Annotated in this window: 12 protein-coding genes; 10 read left to right on the top strand and 2 right to left on the bottom strand. The window is 69.3% G+C overall.

All coding sequences use genetic code 11. The annotated features are described in order from the left end of the window. Positions 1–12 precede the first annotated feature (12 nt). The 9 genes from V4U86_RS11915 to V4U86_RS11875 all read left to right on the top strand — a co-directional run bounded on the left by V4U86_RS11915 (position 13) and on the right by V4U86_RS11875 (position 12,341). The gene (locus V4U86_RS11915) at positions 13–429 is read left to right on the top strand and encodes a BlaI/MecI/CopY family transcriptional regulator (protein ID WP_395311403.1); all 417 of its coding nucleotides are present in this window, start codon (positions 13–15) and stop codon (positions 427–429) included. 14 nt (positions 430–443) lie between these two features. Beyond that, positions 444–1,394 (top strand): M56 family metallopeptidase, encoded by a 951-nt coding sequence (locus tag V4U86_RS11910; RefSeq protein WP_395311402.1) that lies wholly within the window; start codon positions 444–446, stop codon positions 1,392–1,394. Positions 1,395–1,454: 60 nt separating this feature from the next. Then, positions 1,455–2,909: an NADP-dependent phosphogluconate dehydrogenase gene (gndA, locus tag V4U86_RS11905; protein ID WP_395311401.1), complete on the top strand. Its 1,455-nt coding sequence runs from the start codon at positions 1,455–1,457 to the stop codon at positions 2,907–2,909. A gap of 100 nt (positions 2,910–3,009) precedes the next feature. Continuing rightward, on the top strand, positions 3,010–4,446 hold the full coding sequence (locus V4U86_RS11900) for a GuaB1 family IMP dehydrogenase-related protein (RefSeq protein ID WP_395311400.1): 1,437 nt from the start codon (positions 3,010–3,012) through the stop codon (positions 4,444–4,446). Between the two features lie 244 nt (positions 4,447–4,690). Next, complete coding sequence (locus tag V4U86_RS11895; RefSeq protein WP_395311399.1) at positions 4,691–6,058, top strand: hemolysin family protein; 1,368 nt, start codon at positions 4,691–4,693, stop codon at positions 6,056–6,058. Next, complete coding sequence (locus V4U86_RS11890) at positions 6,048–7,100, top strand: hemolysin family protein (protein WP_395311398.1); 1,053 nt, start codon at positions 6,048–6,050, stop codon at positions 7,098–7,100. The genes V4U86_RS11895 and V4U86_RS11890 overlap by 11 nt, the downstream gene beginning before the upstream one ends. Then, entirely contained in the window at positions 7,100–7,996 is an 897-nt protein-coding gene (locus tag V4U86_RS11885; protein WP_395311397.1) for a 3-methyladenine DNA glycosylase, read from the top strand. Before V4U86_RS11890 ends, V4U86_RS11885 begins: the two co-directional genes overlap by 1 nt. A gap of 27 nt (positions 7,997–8,023) precedes the next feature. Next, on the top strand, positions 8,024–10,195 hold the full coding sequence (locus V4U86_RS11880; RefSeq protein WP_395311396.1) for a malate synthase G: 2,172 nt from the start codon (positions 8,024–8,026) through the stop codon (positions 10,193–10,195). A gap of 46 nt (positions 10,196–10,241) precedes the next feature. Next, positions 10,242–12,341: a hypothetical protein gene (locus V4U86_RS11875; RefSeq protein ID WP_395311395.1), complete on the top strand. Its 2,100-nt coding sequence runs from the start codon at positions 10,242–10,244 to the stop codon at positions 12,339–12,341. A 26-nt stretch (positions 12,342–12,367) separates the two neighbouring features. Here the strand turns inward: V4U86_RS11875 and V4U86_RS11870 are convergent, their stop codons facing one another. Next, positions 12,368–13,768 (bottom strand): MFS transporter, encoded by a 1,401-nt coding sequence (locus V4U86_RS11870; protein WP_395311394.1) that lies wholly within the window; start codon positions 13,766–13,768, stop codon positions 12,368–12,370. A gap of 74 nt (positions 13,769–13,842) precedes the next feature. Here V4U86_RS11870 and V4U86_RS11865 point away from each other — a divergent pair, with 74 nt between their 5' ends. Continuing rightward, positions 13,843–14,262, top strand: a complete 420-nt coding sequence (locus V4U86_RS11865) for a winged helix-turn-helix transcriptional regulator (protein WP_395311393.1) — start codon at positions 13,843–13,845, stop codon at positions 14,260–14,262. 26 nt (positions 14,263–14,288) lie between these two features. Here the strand turns inward: V4U86_RS11865 and gcvP are convergent, their stop codons facing one another. Next, positions 14,289–17,120, bottom strand: coding sequence for an aminomethyl-transferring glycine dehydrogenase (gcvP, locus tag V4U86_RS11860; RefSeq protein ID WP_395311392.1), 2,832 nt, complete (start codon positions 17,118–17,120; stop codon positions 14,289–14,291). Positions 17,121–17,168 lie beyond the last annotated feature (48 nt).

The following is a 17,168-nucleotide window of genomic DNA, read 5'->3' as shown; positions in this document are numbered from 1 at the left end:
AGTGAACGGAACATGGCCAAATTGACGCGGCTCGGAGAACTCGAGCGCGAAGTGATGGAGCACCTCTGGACCTCGCGCGAACCGCAAACGGTTCGGCAGGTTCACGAGGCCCTCGCTGCGCGCCGCGACCTCGCCTACACGACGATCATGACGGTCCTGCAGCGGCTGGCGAAGAAGAATCTGGTGGTCCAGCACCGCGACGACCGCGCACATCGCTACGCACCCACCCACGGCCGCGACGAGCTGGTCGCCGGCCTGATGGTGGACGCCCTCGACCAGGCGGCGGACTCCGGTAGCCGGGAAGCCGCACTGGTGCATTTCGTCGAGCGAGTCGGTGCCGACGAGGCCGATGCACTGCGTCGCGCGCTGGCCGAATTGGAGTCCAAGCACCGCGTGACCCCACCGGCTGGTAATTCAGGTACTCACTGAGGGAGACTAGCGGCGTGTCCGCGCTGGCGTTCTGCATCGTGGCGCTGGTGCTGGTCGGCCCGGTACCCGCGCTCCTTGCTCGCGCGTCGTGGCCGCTCCGCGCGCCGCGCGCGGCCATCGTGCTCTGGCAGGCCATCGCGTCGGCAGCCGTGCTCTCCGCGTTCTCCGCGGGCCTCGCCATCGCCAGCCGGCTGTTCGTACCGGGCCCGGACGGCCGCCCTACGGCCACCCTGACCAGCGAAATCGCCGTCCTCGGCTGGCCGCTGTGGACGCTGTACGTCATCGTCTTCGCACTCACACTGGTGATCGGCGTCCGGCTGATCGTCGCGGTCCTGCAGGTCGCCGTGGCCACCCGGCGCCGACGTGCCCGCCACCGCATGGTGGTCGACCTGGTCGGCATGTCGCGCGACGGGGTCCCGACCCCGGTCCGGCGCCCCAGCGGTCTTCGCATCCTGGGCGTGGCCCAACCGATGGCCTACTGCCTGCCCGGTGTCCGCAGCAGCCGGGTGGTGGTCAGCGAGGGGGCACTCACCACGCTGTCGGAGGCCGAGATCGCGGCCATCCTCAGCCATGAGCGCGCCCACCTGCGGGCTCGGCACGACCTGGTGCTGGAGATGTTCACCGCCGTGCACGCCGCGTTCCCCCGGTTCGTCCGGAGCGGCAGCGCGCTGGACGCGGTGCGACTGCTGATCGAGCTGCTCGCCGACGATGCGGCGGTCCGGGTGGCCGGCCCGACACCGCTGGCCCGAGCCCTGGTTGCCTGCGCCGGCGGGCGCACTCCGTCGGGTGCCCTGGCCGCGGGCGGACCGACAACCGTGGTGCGGGTGCAACGCCTGTGTGGCGAGGGCAATAGTCTTTCCCTGGCAGCGGCGGCCTACATCGCCGCCGCCGCGATCTTGGTAGTCCCCACGGTGGCCCTGGCTGTTCCCTGGCTCACCGAGTTGCACCGCCTGTTCAGTCACTAGGGCTGACGCCCTGAGCCGGCGGCGATTTACCCGACGTCTGACGATTCGAAAGGCTCCCGCATGACCAATTCGGGCAATACCGGCAAGGCACAGATCGGGGTCACCGGCCTCGCGGTCATGGGGTCGAACATCGCCCGCAACTTCGCCCGGCACGGCTACACCGTTGCGCTGCACAACCGCTCGATCGCCAAGACCGACGCGCTGCTGGCCGAGCACGGCGCCGACGGCAACTTCATCCGCAGCGAGACCATCGCCGAGTTCCTGGATGCGCTGGAGAAGCCGCGCCGGGTCCTGATCATGGTGAAGGCCGGAGACCCGACCGACGCCGTCATCAACGAACTCGCCGACGCGATGGAAGAAGGCGACATCATCATCGACGGCGGCAACGCCCTCTACACGGACACCATCCGGCGGGAGAAGGCGATCCGCGAACGCGGCCTGCACTTCGTCGGCGCCGGCATCTCCGGCGGTGAGGAGGGCGCGCTCAACGGCCCGTCGATCATGCCCGGCGGCCCCGCCGAGTCCTACGTCTCGCTCGGCCCGCTGCTCGAAGAGATCTCCGCGCACGTCGACGGCGTGCCGTGCTGCACGCACATCGGCCCCGACGGCGCCGGACACTTCGTCAAGATGGTGCACAACGGCATCGAGTACTCCGATATGCAGCTCATCGGCGAGGCCTACCAGCTGTTGCGCGACGCGCTGGGCCTGGACGCCGGCCAGATCGCCGACGTGTTCACCGAGTGGAACGCCGGGGACCTGGACAGCTACCTGGTCGAGATCACTGCCGAGGTGCTGCGCCAGGTCGACGCCAAGACCGGTAAGCCGCTGGTCGACGTCATCGTCGACGAGGCCGAGCAGAAGGGCACCGGCCGCTGGACGGTCAAGTCCGCACTCGACCTAGGTGTCCCGGTGACCGGCATCGCCGAGGCGGTGTTCGCCCGCGCGCTGTCCGGCTCGGTCGCCCAGCGCAAGGCCACCACCGGCCTGGCCTCCGGCCGGCTCGGCGAAAAGCCCTCGGATGCAAAGGCTTTCATCGAGGACGTGCGCAAGGCGCTGTACGCCTCGAAGATAATCGCCTACGCGCAGGGCTTCAACCAGATCCAGGCCGGCTCGGCCGAATACGGCTGGAACGTCACCCCCGGTGACCTGGCCACCATCTGGCGCGGCGGCTGCATCATCCGGGCCAAGTTCCTCAACCGGATCAAGGAGGCCTTCGACGCGGAACCCGATCTGGCCACTCTGATCGCCGCGCCCTACTTCCGCGACGCGGTCGAGTCCGGCGTCGACGGCTGGCGCCGGGTCGTGGTGACCGCCACCGAACTCGGCATCCCGGTGCCCGGGTTCGCCTCCTCGCTGTCCTACTACGACGCGCTGCGCACCGAGCGGCTGCCCGCCGCCCTCACCCAGGGCCTGCGTGACTACTTCGGCGCGCACACCTACGGCCGCATCGACACCCCCGGCGGACAGAAGTTCCACACCCTGTGGAGCGGCGACCGCAGCGAGGTCGAGGCCTAGGCTTCCTGCGCGAGCAGACACAAAACTGCCCTTTTTCCTCGGGAATGGGGCGGTTTTGTGTCTGCTCGCCGGGAAAAGAGGGCGCACTAGACTCGGTCCCATGCGCTTTCTGCAAGGTCACACCCCGCCGTACGACCTGACCTACAACGACGTCTTCGTCGTGCCGGGGCGATCCGATGTGGCGTCCCGGTTCGATGTCGACCTGTCCACGGTCGATGGTTCGGGCACCACCATCCCGGTGGTCGTGGCCAACATGACCGCCGTCGCCGGGCGGCGGATGGCCGAGACGGTGGCCCGCCGCGGCGGCCTCGTGGTGCTGCCGCAGGATCTGCCGCTGTCGGTGGTGGCGCACACCGTCGACTTCGTGAAGAGCCGCGACCTGGTGGTCGACACCCCGGTCATGCTGGGGCCCGACGATTCGGTGTCCGACGCGATGGCGCTGATCCACAAGCGCGCCCACGGTGCGGCGGTGGTGGTCTTCGAGGGACGCCCGATCGGCGTCGTCACGGAGGCCTCCTGCACCGGGGTGGACCGCTTCGCCCGGGTCCGCGACATCGCCATCACCGATTTCGTCACCGCGCCGGTCGGCACCGATCCGCGCAAGGTGTTCGATCTGCTCGAGCACGCACCGGTCGACATCGCGGTGCTGACCGACGGCAAGGGCGAACTGGCCGGTGTGCTCACCCGCACCGGGGCGATCCGGACCGGCATCTACACCCCGGCGGTGGACACCTCCGGCAAGCTGCGGATCGCCGCCGCCGTCGGCATCAACGGCGACGTCGGCGCCAAGGCCCGCGGCCTGGCCGAGGCCGGGGCCGATCTGCTCGTCATCGACACCGCGCACGGCCACCAGCCCAAGATGCTCGACGCCATCGCCACGGTGGCCTCCCTGGACTTGGGCCTGCCCATCGCCGCGGGCAACGTGGTCTCGGCCGAGGGCACCCGCGACCTGATCGGCGCGGGCGCGTCCATCGTCAAGGTCGGTGTCGGGCCCGGCGCCATGTGCACCACCCGGATGATGACCGGCGTGGGCCGGCCCCAGTTCTCCGCTGTCGTCGAATGCGCCGCTGCGGCAAAGGAACTCGGTGGTCACGTGTGGGCCGACGGCGGAGTGCGCCATCCCCGCGACGTGGCGCTGGCGCTGGCCGCCGGAGCGTCGAACGTGATGATCGGCTCCTGGTTCGCCGGCACCTACGAGTCCCCCGGCGACCTGCTGCGCGACCGTGACGGAGCGCCCTTCAAAGAGAGTTACGGGATGGCCTCCAAACGCGCGGTGGCCGCCCGCACCGCCGGGGACAGCGCCTTCGACCGGGCCCGCAAAGCGCTGTTCGAGGAGGGCATCTCCAGCTCACGGATGAGTCTCGACGCGGCGCGCGGAGGTGTGGAGGACCTGATCGACCACATCACCTCCGGGGTGCGCAGCACCTGCACCTACGTGGGTGCGGCCACCCTGCCCGAACTGCACGAGAAGGTGGTGCTGGGCGTGCAGTCGGCCGCCGGTTTCGCCGAGGGACATCCGCTGCCGACGGGTTGGTGACGGTCACACCCCGCACAAAGCCGCTACATCACCCTGCGGCGGAGCCGCTACGATATAGCGCATCAGTGACGCATCGCGTCGCCCGAACAGGAAGGAATCCCGTGCCACAGGCACCCGTGGAAGCCCACGGTTCAACGTCGGGCTTCGGGATTCCGCCCGGGTCCCCCAGTTCAGAACCCTCCGACGCCGAGCCGTCCAGTAGGCGGCCGGGCACCCGGCCCGGCAGCCATCCGGTGAGGTGGCGATGAGCCTCACCATGACCATCCTCAGCCTGCTCGCGTTCGTCCTACTGACCGCGGGAACCGCACTGTTCGTGGCGGCCGAGTTCTCCTTGACCGCGCTGGAGCGCAGCACCGTCGAGGCCAATGCCCGGGCCGGCGGGCGGCGCGACCAGTTCGTGAGCAAGGCGCACCGCTCGTTGTCGTTCCAGCTGTCCGGAGCGCAGATCGGCATCTCGATCACCACCCTGGCCACCGGTTACCTGGCCGAACCCGTGGTGGCCCGGTTGCTGTACGCCCCGCTGACGGCGCTGGCCATCCCGGAGGACTGGGTCAGCCCGATCGCGTTGGCGCTGGCGCTGCTGATCGCCACCTCGGTGTCGATGATCTTCGGCGAACTGGTGCCCAAGAACCTGGCCGTCGCCCGGCCGTTGCCGACCGCCCGGGCCGCCGCCGCCCCGCAGTGGTACTTCTCCAAACTGTTCACCCCGGTCATCAAGGCCACCAACGGCACCGCCAACTGGATCCTGCGCCGGATGGGCATCGAACCTGCCGAGGAGTTGCGCTCGGCGCGCTCACCGCAGGAACTGGTGTCGCTGGTGCGGGCCTCCGGGCGCAGCGGGTCGCTGGACGCCGACACCGCGGTACTGGTGGACCGCTCCCTGCAGTTCGGTGACCGCTCCGCCGAGGAGTTGATGACCCCGCGCTCCAAGATCGAATCGCTGGAGATCGAGGACACGGTCGCCGATCTGATGGCCGCCGCCATGCGCACCGGCCACTCCCGCTTTCCGATCGTCGATGGCGATCTCGACCAGACCGTCGGCATGGTGCACGTCAAGCAGGTGTTCGAGGTGCCCGCGGAGCGCCGCGCCACCACCAAACTGTCCCGGCTGGCCGTCCCGGTGCCGACCGTGCCGTCCACCCTCGACGGCGACGCGGTGATGACCCAGATCCGCGGCAACGGCATCCAGACCGCCATGGTGGTCGACGAGTACGGCGGCACCGCGGGCATGGTCACCTTCGAGGATCTGATCGAGGAGATCGTCGGCGATGTGCGCGACGAGCATGACGACGCCACCCCCGATGTGGTGCAGAGCCGCGCCGGTTGGCAGGTGTCGGGCCTGCTGCGCATCGACGAGGTCGACTCCGAGACACCGTTCCGCGCCCCCGAAGGGGACTACGAGACCATCGGCGGGCTGGTCCTGGAGAAGCTCGGGCACATCCCCGAAGAAGGCGAGACGGTGGAACTGACCGAGTTCGACCCGGACCGGCCCGGCGACAAACCGGTGCACTGGCAGGCCCGCATCCTGAAGATGGACGGCCGCCGCATCGATCTGCTGGAACTGGTCAAGACCGACGGACGCACCGAATTCGAGGGTCCCGATGGGCGGTGATCTGCTGGCGGTCGCCCTGACCGTCCTGCTGCTCGGGGCCAATGCGTTCTTCGTCGGCGCGGAGTTCGCGCTGATCTCGGCCCGCCGGGACCGCCTCGAGGCGCTGGCTGAACAGGGCAAGAAACGCGCGGTCACGGTCATGCGTGCCGCCGAGCACCTGTCACTGATGCTGGCCGGCGCCCAGTTGGGCATCACCATCTGTTCGATCCTGCTGGGCCGGGTCGGCGAGCCCGCCGTCGCGCACCTGCTGGAGAAACCGTTCGCGCTGATCGGCGTCGGCGACGCGGTGCTGCACACCGTGTCGTTCATCGTCGCGCTGGCGGTCGTGGTGACCCTGCACGTCCTGTTGGGCGAGATGGTGCCCAAGAACATCGCCATCGCCGGCCCGGAGACCACCGCGATGCTGCTGGTCCCGCCGTACCTGGTGTACATCCGCGCGGTCCGCCCGCTCATCGCCTTCTACAACTGGGCCGCCAACACCACCCTGCGGGCGTTGCGGGTGGAGCCCAAGGACGAACTCGACGTCACGGTGTCGACCGTGGAACTGTCCGAGATGATCGCCGAATCCCTCTCGGAGGGCCTGCTCGACCGCGAGGAGCACACCCGGCTGACCCGGGCCCTGCAGGTCCGCGATCGTACGGTGGCCGACCTGGCCATCCCGCTGGACCAGATCCGCGCCGTCCCAGCCTCGGTGGACGGAGCCGGCCCGACCCTGGCGGCGGTGGAGCAGGCACTGTCCGAGACCGGGTATTCGCGCTTCCCGGTGACCGACGCCGGCGGTGGCTACCTCGGTTACCTCCACATCAAGGATGTCCTGGAGGTGATCGACGAATCGCCGACCGTGCTGGACGCGTCCATGGTGCGTCCGCTGATCCGGATACCGTCCACCCTTCCGCTGCCCGACGCGTTGACCCGGCTGCGGCGCAACAAGAGTCACCTCGCCCTGGTCACCGACGGCGGGGCGGTCACCGCGATGGTGACCCTGGAGGATCTGGTGGAGGATCTGGTCGGCACGGTGCGCGACGGGACGCACCGGATCTGATGACGGCGCCGTCCCCACCGGTGCTCGGGCAGGCGCAGTGGTCGGCCCGGGAGTCCGCCCACCAGCAGCGGGTGGCCGATTTCGTCACACCGCACCTGCAGCGGGCCCAGCGCGGTCAGGCCCATCCGGTATGGGATTTCCTGTTCACCTACTACAGCCTGCGCCCGCGCCAGCTGCGTCGCTGGCACCCGGGCTTCGGAGTCCGCCTGCACGGCCCGGACGCCGACCGCTTCCTCACCCGCACCGGTTATCGGCGCTGCGGGGACACCGTGACGGTGTCGGCCGAACTGCTGGAGTCGCGCGGTGACACGGTGGCGTTCGTCGCCCACCTGCTGGCCCGGACCGCGGACCGGCCCGCCCGCTTCAACTGTTTCGGGTTGCACGAGTGGGCGATGGTGTACCGGGCACCGGAGGTGCGCCACGGGCAGGTGCCGCTGCGACTCGGGTCCGCCGGCACCGACGCCGTCGTCGACTCGATGCCGCTGCGGTGCAGCCACTTCGACGCGTTCCGGTTCTTCACGCCGCCGGCCGCCCCGCTCAACGCCGACCAGCTTCGCCGCGACACCCAGGTGCAGCACGAGCAGCCGGGCTGTATTCATGCCGGGATGGATCTCTACAAATGGGCCTACAAATTGGGCCCACTGATGCCCTCCGAGCTGGTGATGGACTGCCTGGAATTGGCCGCCGACGCCCGCGCCGTCGACATGTGCGCCAGCCCATACGACCTCACCGACTATGGTTTCGAGCCGATTGCCATCGAAACCGCTGCCGGCCGTGCCGAATACGTCAAGGCTCAGCAGGGCATCACCGAACGCGCGGCACCGCTGCGCGCGGAACTGGTCCGCAGGTGCGAGTTGCTGCTGACCGCCCCGTCGGTGGTAGTTACCGGTGGGTAAACTGGGTCGACAGCTATGGGAGGAAACATGACCGAGCGCGTGACGGTGGGCAACCTGCGGGTCGCCAAGGTGCTGCACGACTTCATCACGTCCGAAGCGTTGCCCGGCACCGGCCTGGACCCCGACAGCTTCTGGGCGGGTGTGGACAAGGTCGTCACCGACCTCACCCCACAGAATCAGGAACTGCTGGCCCGCCGCGACGAGCTGCAGGCCCAGATCGACCGCTGGCACCGGGCGCGGGTCATCGGCCCCCTCGATGCCGACGAGTACCGGCAGTTCCTCACCGACATCGGCTACCTGGCTCCCGAGCCCGCCGACTTCACCATCACCACCTCCGGCGTCGATGACGAGATCACCAGCACCGCAGGCCCGCAGCTGGTGGTGCCGATCCTCAACGCCCGCTTCGCGCTGAACGCGGCCAACGCGCGCTGGGGCTCGCTGTATGACGCGCTGTACGGCACCGACGTCATCTCCGACGAGGGCGGCGCCGAGGCCGGCAGTTCTTACAACAAGGTGCGCGGCGACAAGGTCATCGCCTACGCCCGCAACTTCCTCGACGAGGCCGTGCCGCTGGCGCAGGGCTCGTGGGCCGACGTCACCGAGATCAAGATCGAGGACGGTGTGCTCTCCCCCGGGCTGGCCGATCCGACTGCCTTCGTCGGTTACACCGGTGAGCTCGGTGCCCCGGCGTGGTCGGTGTTGCTCAAGCACAACGGGCTGCACATCGAAATCCTCATCGACCCCGAATCGCCCGTCGGCTCGACCGACAAGGCCGGGGTCAAGGACGTCGTGCTGGAGTCGGCGATCACCACGATCATGGACTTCGAGGATTCGGTGGCTGCGGTGGACGCCGAGGACAAGGTGCTCGGTTACCGCAACTGGCTCGGCCTCAACCGCGGCGATCTGTCCGAAGAGGTTGCCAAGGGCGGCAAGTCGTTCACCCGGGTGCTCAGCCCGGACCGTATTTTCACCGCCCCCGACGGCGAGGGTGAGTTGACGCTGCCCGGCCGTAGCCTGCTGTTCGTCCGCAACGTCGGTCACCTGATGACCAACGACGCCATCGTCGATGCCGAGGGTAACGAGGTGCCCGAGGGCATCCAGGACGCCCTGTTCACCTCGCTGATCGCGATGCACGGCCTCAAGGAGGACGAGCAGAACGGGCCGTACCGCAACTCGCGCACCGGCTCGGTCTACATCGTCAAGCCCAAGATGCACGGCCCCGACGAGGTCGCGTTCACCTGCGAATTGTTCAGCCGGGTCGAGGACGTCCTCGGGCTGCCCCAGGGCACCCTCAAGGTCGGCATCATGGACGAGGAGCGACGCACCACGCTCAACCTCAAGGCCTGCATCAAGGCCGCCGCCGACCGCGTCGTGTTCATCAACACCGGCTTCCTGGACCGCACCGGCGACGAGATCCACACCTCGATGGAGGCCGGCCCGATGATCCGCAAGGGTGCGATGAAGAGCCAGCCCTGGATCAAGGCCTACGAGGACGCCAACGTCGACATCGGCCTGGCCACCGGCCTGTCCGGGCGCGCCCAGATCGGTAAGGGTATGTGGGCGATGACCGACCTGATGGCGGATATGGTCGCCCAGAAGATCGGCCAGCCCCGCGCCGGGGCCACCACCGCCTGGGTGCCCTCGCCGACCGCGGCCACCCTGCACGCCATGCACTACCACCAGGTCGACGTGCACGCGGTGCAGACCGAGCTGGCCGGTAAGCAGCGCTACCGCATCGAGGATCTGCTGACCATTCCGCTGGCCGGGGAGTTGGCCTGGTCCCCCGACGAGATCCACGAAGAGGTGGACAACAACTGCCAGTCCATCCTCGGTTACGTGGTGCGTTGGGTCGACGCCGGAGTCGGCTGCTCGAAGGTGCCCGACATCCACAACGTCGCGCTGATGGAGGACCGCGCCACGCTGCGTATCTCCAGCCAGCTGCTCGCCAACTGGCTGCGCCACGGCGTCATCACCGAGGGTGACGTCAAGGCCAGCCTGCGCCGGATGGCCGCGATCGTCGACCAGCAGAATGCCGGCGACGCCGATTACCTGCCGATGGCCACCGACCCCGAGGCCAGCATCGCCTTCCAGGCCGCCCAGGAGCTCATCCTGTCGGGCGCTCAGCAGCCCAGCGGTTACACCGAGCCGATCCTGCACCGGCGCCGACGGGAGTTCAAGGCGCGCGCTGCAGGCCAGTGACTAGACTTCGGCGGGGCATTCGACACGACGAGCTAAGAGGGTAGGGATGGGCAGGCACAGCATTCCCGACCCGGACGACGCCGACGATCGGGGCGGGAGCGGAGCCGAGCCGTACCGGCCCGAGCCCGATCGAGAGTCCGACGCCGACTACGGGTCCGGACGCGGCGATACCCCGGCCGGGGACAGCGCTCCCGAGTTCGGTGACTTCGGTTACGAGACCGACGATTACCGTTCCGACGACGACTACCGCGCCGAGGACTACCGCGACGGCGAGTACCGAGCCGATGACTACCGCGCCGACGAGTACGACGAGCCGGCGCCGGCGCCGCGCGGGTTCCCGGCCGTGGCCGACGAGGATCAGCCGACCCAGGCGTTCTCGGTCACCGGCCGTCAGCGCGCCTTCGACAACGGCGAGTGGACCGGTTCGCACCGCGCGGTGACGACCGGTCGCCGCAAGGTCAGCCCACTGGTCATCGCCGCGTTGGTCACCGTGGTCGTCGTGGTCGGCGCCGTGATCCTGTGGCGCTTCTTCGGCGATGCGCTGTCCAACCGCAGCCAGGCCTCCGCCGATCGCTGTGTCGAGGGCGAGATGACCGTCTCGGTGATCGCCGACCCGGCGATCTCCGATCAGGTCAATGCACTGGCCGAGCAGTACAGCAAGGACGCCGATCCGGTCGGCGACCGCTGTGTGAAGGTCGCGGTCACCGCAGCCGACTCCGGTGCGGTGATCAACGGTTTCACCGACACCTGGCCGGCGGATCTCGGTGAGCGGCCGGCGATGTGGATCCCGGCCAGCTCGATCTCCGAGGCCCGGCTGGACTCCGTCGACGACAAGGCCGTCATCGACAGCCGGCCGCTGGTCAGCACCCCGGTGGTGGTGGCCGTCCGGCCCGAGCTCAAAGAGGCGCTGGCCCAGCAGAACTGGTCGACGTTGCCGGGGCTGCAGAGCAATCCTGCCGGCCTGGACGGGCTGAACCTGCCGGGCTGGGGCGGACTGCGACTGTCGCTGCCGCTCACCGGCGACTCCGACGCCGGTTTCCTGGCCGCCGAGGCGGTGGCCGCGGCCTCCGCACCGGCCGGAGCCCCGCCGTCCGACGGTGCCGGCGCGGCGCAACGACTGTTCGGTGGCCAGCCCGAATTGGCCGACACTGCGGCCGATACCGCACTCGACGCCCTGATCAACGCCGCCGATCCGGCGACCGCCCCGGTGCACGCCGTCGTCACCACCGAGCAGAAGCTGGTGCAGCGGGCCGCCGACGTGCCGGACGCCGGCGCGAAGCTCGGCGCGTGGATCCCGCCGGGCCCGGCCGCGGTCGCCGACTTCCCCGGCGTGCTGCTCAGCGGCGACTGGCTGTCCAAGGAACAGATCAGCGCGGCCAGCGAGTTCGACCGCTTCCTGCGCAAGCCCGAGCAGCTCGCGAAGTTCGCCGAGGCCGGTTTCCGGGCCGAGGGCACGACCCCGCCGAGCAGCCCGGTCACCGACTTCCCGGAACTGGCGCAACGGCTGTCGTTCGGTGATGCCGCTGCCCGGGCCGCCCTGGCGACCCGGTTGACGACTCCTGCCCGGGACGGTGCCGTCACCGTGGTGCTGAACCAGTCGATGCCCGTCGACGAGGGTGGCCGCAGCCGGTTGACCAATGTGACCACGGCACTCAACGATCGACTGCAGGTACTGCCGCCGTCCACCGCGGTGGGGCTGTGGACATTCGACGGGGTGGCCGGCCGCTCGGTGACACCGACCGGGCCGCTCGGCGACGACGTCGGCGGCGGGCCGCGTTCGGCGGCGCTCAGTTCCAACCTGCAGGCGCAGACCGCGTCCAACGGCGGGGCGGTGTCGTTCACCACGCTGCGGCTGGTCTACGGCGAGGCGCTGACGAACTTCCGCGAGGGCGTACCGAATTCGGTGCTGGTGATCACCTCCGGCCCGCACACCGACCGCAGCCTGGACGGCCCGGGGTTGGTGTCCTACATCCAGGGCGCGGCGGATGCGCAGCGCCCGGTAGCGGTGAACGTCATCAATCTCGGTGACGATCCGGACCGTGCGACGTGGGAAGCGGTGGCCCAGGCCAGTGGCGGCGAGTACCGCAGTGTGCCGAATTCGGCCGACCCCGCGCTCGCCGACGCGGTGGCACAGTTGCTGGGTTAGTCGCACTTGCTTGGAGGTCTTCCGAACTAGGCGGTCACGGCGGCGCACTGCTGCGGGGCGCGCCAGGCTCGGGGCAGCGCCACAGCGACGCCGACCACGCCGAGGGCCAGCGGAACCACCAACGCCGCCCGGTACGAGTCGAGTTGAGAGGCGCCGGCCGCCGTCGCTGCGACCTGGACCGCGGTGGTGACGGCCAGCCCGATCGCGGCGCCGAACTGGAAGGTCGTGTAGAGCAGACCGCTGGTGAGTCCTTGCGCGGAGGCCTCGACACCGTCGGTGGCGGCGATCGTCAACGGCCCGTAGGCCAGGGTGAACGCGATGCCCAGCGCCAGCAGGCTGGGCAGCATGCTCAGGTACGCCCAGTCCCGTTCCACGCCGAGGAACAGCAGGAAGGACAGCGCCGCGCAGGCCATCCCGGCCGCGATGACGCGCCACAAACCGAAACGGCGCACCAGGACCGGAGTGAGGGTCGGCGCCAGGACCGCGTCGATCGCGACGACCAGCAGGGCCACTGCGGTGGACAGCGCCGACCAGCCACGCAGTTCCTGCAGGTAGAGCACGACGATGAACTGGAAGCCCATGAAGCCGGCGGCCAGGCAGCCGGCCCCGAGGTAGGCGTTGACCTGTGGGCCCGGCCGCAGCAGAGCCGGCGGCACCAACGGGTCCTTGGCGACGCGCTGCCGGGCTCCGAACCCGACGAACAACGCCAGCGCGGTCAACGCGAGCCCTATCGAGCCGAGAACCGTTCCGTGGGCGGCATTTTCGACTGCCGTGACGGTGAATACGACCGCCCCGGTGACGAGTAACGCACCGGGCAGGTCGAGCGATCGGCGGGCGGCGACCTCGTCGCGCGGGATCAGCGGGAAGGCCAGCAGCAGCACGGTCGAGGCCAGCACGACCGGCGCGAAGAACACCCACCGCCAGCCGAGGGAGGTCAGCAGGCCGCCCGCGACGAGACCCAGCGAGAATCCCGCCGCACCGATACCGGCGTAGATGAGCACGGCCCGGTCTCGTTGCGGCCCTTCGGGAAAGCTCGTGGTGATGATCGCGAGTCCGGCCGGCATCAGGAAGGCCGCGGCGATACCGGTGATGACCCGGACCGCGATGACCGTCGCACCGTTGGCGGCGATGCCACCCAGCGCGGACACCCCGATGAAGATGACCAGTGCGGTGAGAAAAACACGCCGCCGCCCGTAGACGTCGGCGGTGCGGCCACCGAGCAGCATGAATCCGCCGTAGCCGATCACGTATCCGCTGACGATCCACTGCAGTTCGACGGTCGGCAGGTCGAGTGCGTGCCGGATGGTGGGCAATGCGATGTTGAACATCGCAATGTCGATGCCTTCCAGGAACGCCGCCCCACACAGCGCCGCGAGCAGCAACGCCCCGCGGAGTCCAGAGGTCATCTTCACATCGGTCACGGCCATCTGCCCACCTTCGGTTCCTATTGGTAACTGACCACATCATCAGGCACCATGGAGCCGTGGCGGAAGAAGGCACTTTGAAGTCAGTCGGTTCCTCGCAGGGAACCGACTGCTGCCCGGAGGCCTTCCAATGGGACCGGCGTGAGGATTGTGAGGTCCGGCAGATCCTCGACCGCATCGCCGACAAATGGTCGCTGCTCATCATCGCCCTGCTCGACGACGGTTCCCTGCGGTTCACCGAGCTCAAGCGGCTGATCGACGGGGTCAGCCAGCGCATGCTGACCGTTACGCTGCGCCAGCTCGAACGCGACGGCCTGGTCACGCGGACCGTGCACCCGGTTGTCCCGCCCCGGGTCGACTACGAGCTGACCGACCTGGGCCGCACCCTGCACCAGACCGTACAGTCACTGGTCCGCTGGACCGAGGAGCACCAAGGCGATATCGCCGCGGCGCGCCGGCGCTTCGACGAAGCGAACGCGGCGTCGGACCGGAGCTGACCCGCCGCGCCGGCAGGCCGGCGAACCTAGGCGAATGCCTCCACGGGCGGGCAGGAACACACCAGATTGCGGTCCCCGTAGGCGGCGTCGATCCGGCGGACCGGCGGCCATACCTTCGCCCGGAACCCCTTGCCCAGCGGGTAGGCGGCCTGCTCACGGGTGTACGGGTGCGGCCAGTCGGCCACCAACAGCGATTCCGCGGTGTGCGGGGCGCCGCGCAGCGGATTGTCGTCGGCCGGCCACTCCCCCGACCCCACCTTGTCGATCTCCGCACGGATGGCGATCATGGCGTCGCAGAACGCATCGACCTCGGCCAGGTTCTCGCTCTCGGTCGGCTCCACCATCAAGGTGCCGGCGACCGGGAAGCTCATGGTCGGTGCGTGGAAACCGAAGTCCGCCAGTCGTTTCGCGACATCGTCGACGGTGACACCGGTGGCCTTGGTGATGCCGTTGAGGTCGAGGATGCACTCGTGGGCAACCATGCCGTTCTCGCCGGTGTAGAGCACCGGGAAGTACTCGTCGAGCCGGCGGGCCACATAGTTGGCCGAGGCGATCGCGGTCAGCGAGGCCGCCCGCAGGCCCTGCCCGCCCATCATCCGGATATAGGTCCAGGTGATCGGCAGGATCGACGCCGAACCGTACGGCGCGGCGGACACGGTGTACTTGTCACCGAGTTCGTCGGCCAGCGGATGCCCGGGGAGGTACGGCGCCAGATGGCTGCGCACCGCGACCGGACCGACGCCGGGGCCACCGCCGCCGTGCGGGATGCAGAACGTCTTGTGCAGGTTCAGGTGGCTGACGTCGCCGCCGAACCGGCCGGGCCGGGCCAACCCGACCAGCGCGTTGAGGTTGGCGCCGTCGACATAGACCTGACCACCCGCATCGTGCACGGCCGCACAGATATCGGCCACATCGTGTTCGTACACCCCGTGCGTGGACGGGTAGGTGATCATCAGCGCGGCCAGCCGGTCGGCGTGCTCGGCCACCTTGGCGCGCAGGTCGTCGAGGTCCACGTCGCCGTTGGCGCGGCAGCCGACCACCACCACCCGCATCCCCACCAGCGCCGCGGATGCCGCGTTGGTGCCATGCGCGCTGGACGGGATGAGGCACACGTCCCGGTTCGTCTCACCGTTGGCACGGTGATAGGCCTCGATGGCCAACAGCCCGGCGTACTCACCCTGCGATCCGGCGTTGGGCTGCAACGAAATCTCGTCATAGCCGGTGATGGCGGTCAGCCAGGTCTGCAGGTCGGCGATCAGCCGGCGCAGCCCCGGATTGTCCGAAGCCGGGGCGAACGGGTGCTGCTTGGCGAACTCGGGCCAGGTGATCGGCTCCATCTCGGCGGCCGCGTTGAGCTTCATCGTGCACGAACCCAGCGGGATCATGCTGCGGTCGAGGGCAATATCCTTGTCCGCCAAAGCCCGAAGGTAACGCATCATAGAGGTCTCGGTGCGGTACAGATGGAAGGCGGGATGGGTCAGGAATTCCGAGGTGCGGGTGGCGATGTCCACACCGACCTGCCCCACCGCCCGGACGCCGAAGGCTTCCAGCACGGCCTCGACGTGCGCGTCGGTGGTGGCCTCGTCGCAGGACACCGACACATGGTCGGCGTCGACGCGCCACAGGTTGATGCCGGTGGACTTCGCGGCGGCGACGACCTCGTCGGCGCGGCCGGGAACATGGGCCAGCACGGTGTCGAAGAACGCCTGGTGCACCAGTGAATCGCCAAGGGCCGCAGCGATCGTCGCGGCGTGGGTGTGCACGCGGCGGGCGATGGCGGTCAACCCGGTGGCGCCGTGGTAGCTGGCGTACATGGCGGCGATGACGGCCAGCAGCACCTGCGCGGTGCAGATGTTGCTGGTCGCCTTGTCCCGGCGGATGTGCTGCTCGCGGGTCTGCAGGCTCAGACGGAAGGCCGGCGAACCGTCCGCGTCGAGTGAGACACCGACCAGCCGGCCCGGCAGCTGCCGGGCGTGTTTGGTGTGCACCGCCAGGTATCCGGCATGTGGTCCGCCGAATCCCATTGGCACACCGAAGCGTTGGGTGGTACCGAAGGCCACGTCGGCACCGAACTCGCCGGGCGGGGTGACCAGCGTCGCGGCCAGCAGGTCGGCGCCGACGGCGACCAGCGCGCCGCGTTCGTGGGCCTGGGCCACCAGTTCCGACCAGTCGGTGACGCGGCCACTGGCGCCCGGCAGCTGGACGATGACGCCGAAGAGGTCACCGTCGGGCAGCCCGTCGCGCAGGTCGGCGGTGACGACCTCGATGCCGAGGGGTTCGGCACGGGTCGCGATGACGGCAGCGGTCTGGGGGTAGACATCGATGTCCACGGCCAGCCGCTTCGACGGGCCCTTGACCGCGCGGTGCATCAGCGTCATGGCCTCGGCGGCGGCGGTGCCCTCGTCGAGCATCGAGGCGTTGGCGACGTCCATTCCGGTCAGGTCGCTCACCATGGTCTGGAAGTTCAGCAGCGCCTCCAGGCGCCCCTGGCTGATCTCGGGCTGGTACGGCGTGTAGGCGGTGTACCAGGCCGGGTTCTCCAGGATGTTGCGCTTGAGCACCGGCGGGGTCAGCGTGTCGAAGTAGCCCTGCCCGATCATCGACACCGCCACGGTGTTGGAGTCGGCCAGTGCACGCAGCTCCGCGAGCGCCTGCTCCTCGGTAGCCGCCGGGGGCAGCTGGTCCAGGCCGGGTGCCAGGCCGTCGGCGCCCACTGCGTCGAGGATGCCGGTCGGCAGCGCCTTGACGGCCAGTTCATCGAGGGAGTCGACCCCGATGACGCCGAGCATGGTGGCGATGGCATCGGCGTCCAGCCCGATGTGGCGGTCCGCGAAGCGCGACGGTAACTGGTCGGACACATGAACTCCCGGGTCGAGGCGATCTGTCGTGTGCGCGGTGCGCACGCA

It is taken from the genome of Mycobacterium sp. AMU20-3851 (assembly GCF_043974665.1).
In the GTDB taxonomy this organism is placed as follows: Bacteria; Actinomycetota; Actinomycetes; order Mycobacteriales; family Mycobacteriaceae; genus Mycobacterium.
Note: the sequence above shows the minus strand (reverse complement) of the source record. Positions and strands in the feature narration are given on the sequence as shown.

Bases quoted from the DNA above. Each gene is read 5' to 3' on its own strand.
- V4U86_RS11915 (WP_395311403.1), top strand. From the start codon at position 13: ATGGCCAAATTGACGCGGCTCGGAGAACTCGAGCGCGAAGTGATGGAG.
- gndA (WP_395311401.1), top strand. From the start codon at position 1,455: ATGACCAATTCGGGCAATACCGGCAAGGCACAGATCGGGGTCACCGGC.
- V4U86_RS11900 (WP_395311400.1), top strand. From the start codon at position 3,010: ATGCGCTTTCTGCAAGGTCACACCCCGCCGTACGACCTGACCTACAAC.
- V4U86_RS11895 (WP_395311399.1), top strand. From the start codon at position 4,691: ATGAGCCTCACCATGACCATCCTCAGCCTGCTCGCGTTCGTCCTACTG.
- V4U86_RS11890 (WP_395311398.1), top strand. From the start codon at position 6,048: ATGGGCGGTGATCTGCTGGCGGTCGCCCTGACCGTCCTGCTGCTCGGG.
- V4U86_RS11885 (WP_395311397.1), top strand. From the start codon at position 7,100: ATGACGGCGCCGTCCCCACCGGTGCTCGGGCAGGCGCAGTGGTCGGCC.
- V4U86_RS11880 (WP_395311396.1), top strand. From the start codon at position 8,024: ATGACCGAGCGCGTGACGGTGGGCAACCTGCGGGTCGCCAAGGTGCTG.
- V4U86_RS11875 (WP_395311395.1), top strand. From the start codon at position 10,242: ATGGGCAGGCACAGCATTCCCGACCCGGACGACGCCGACGATCGGGGC.
- V4U86_RS11870 (WP_395311394.1), bottom strand. From the start codon at position 13,768: ATGGCCGTGACCGATGTGAAGATGACCTCTGGACTCCGCGGGGCGTTG.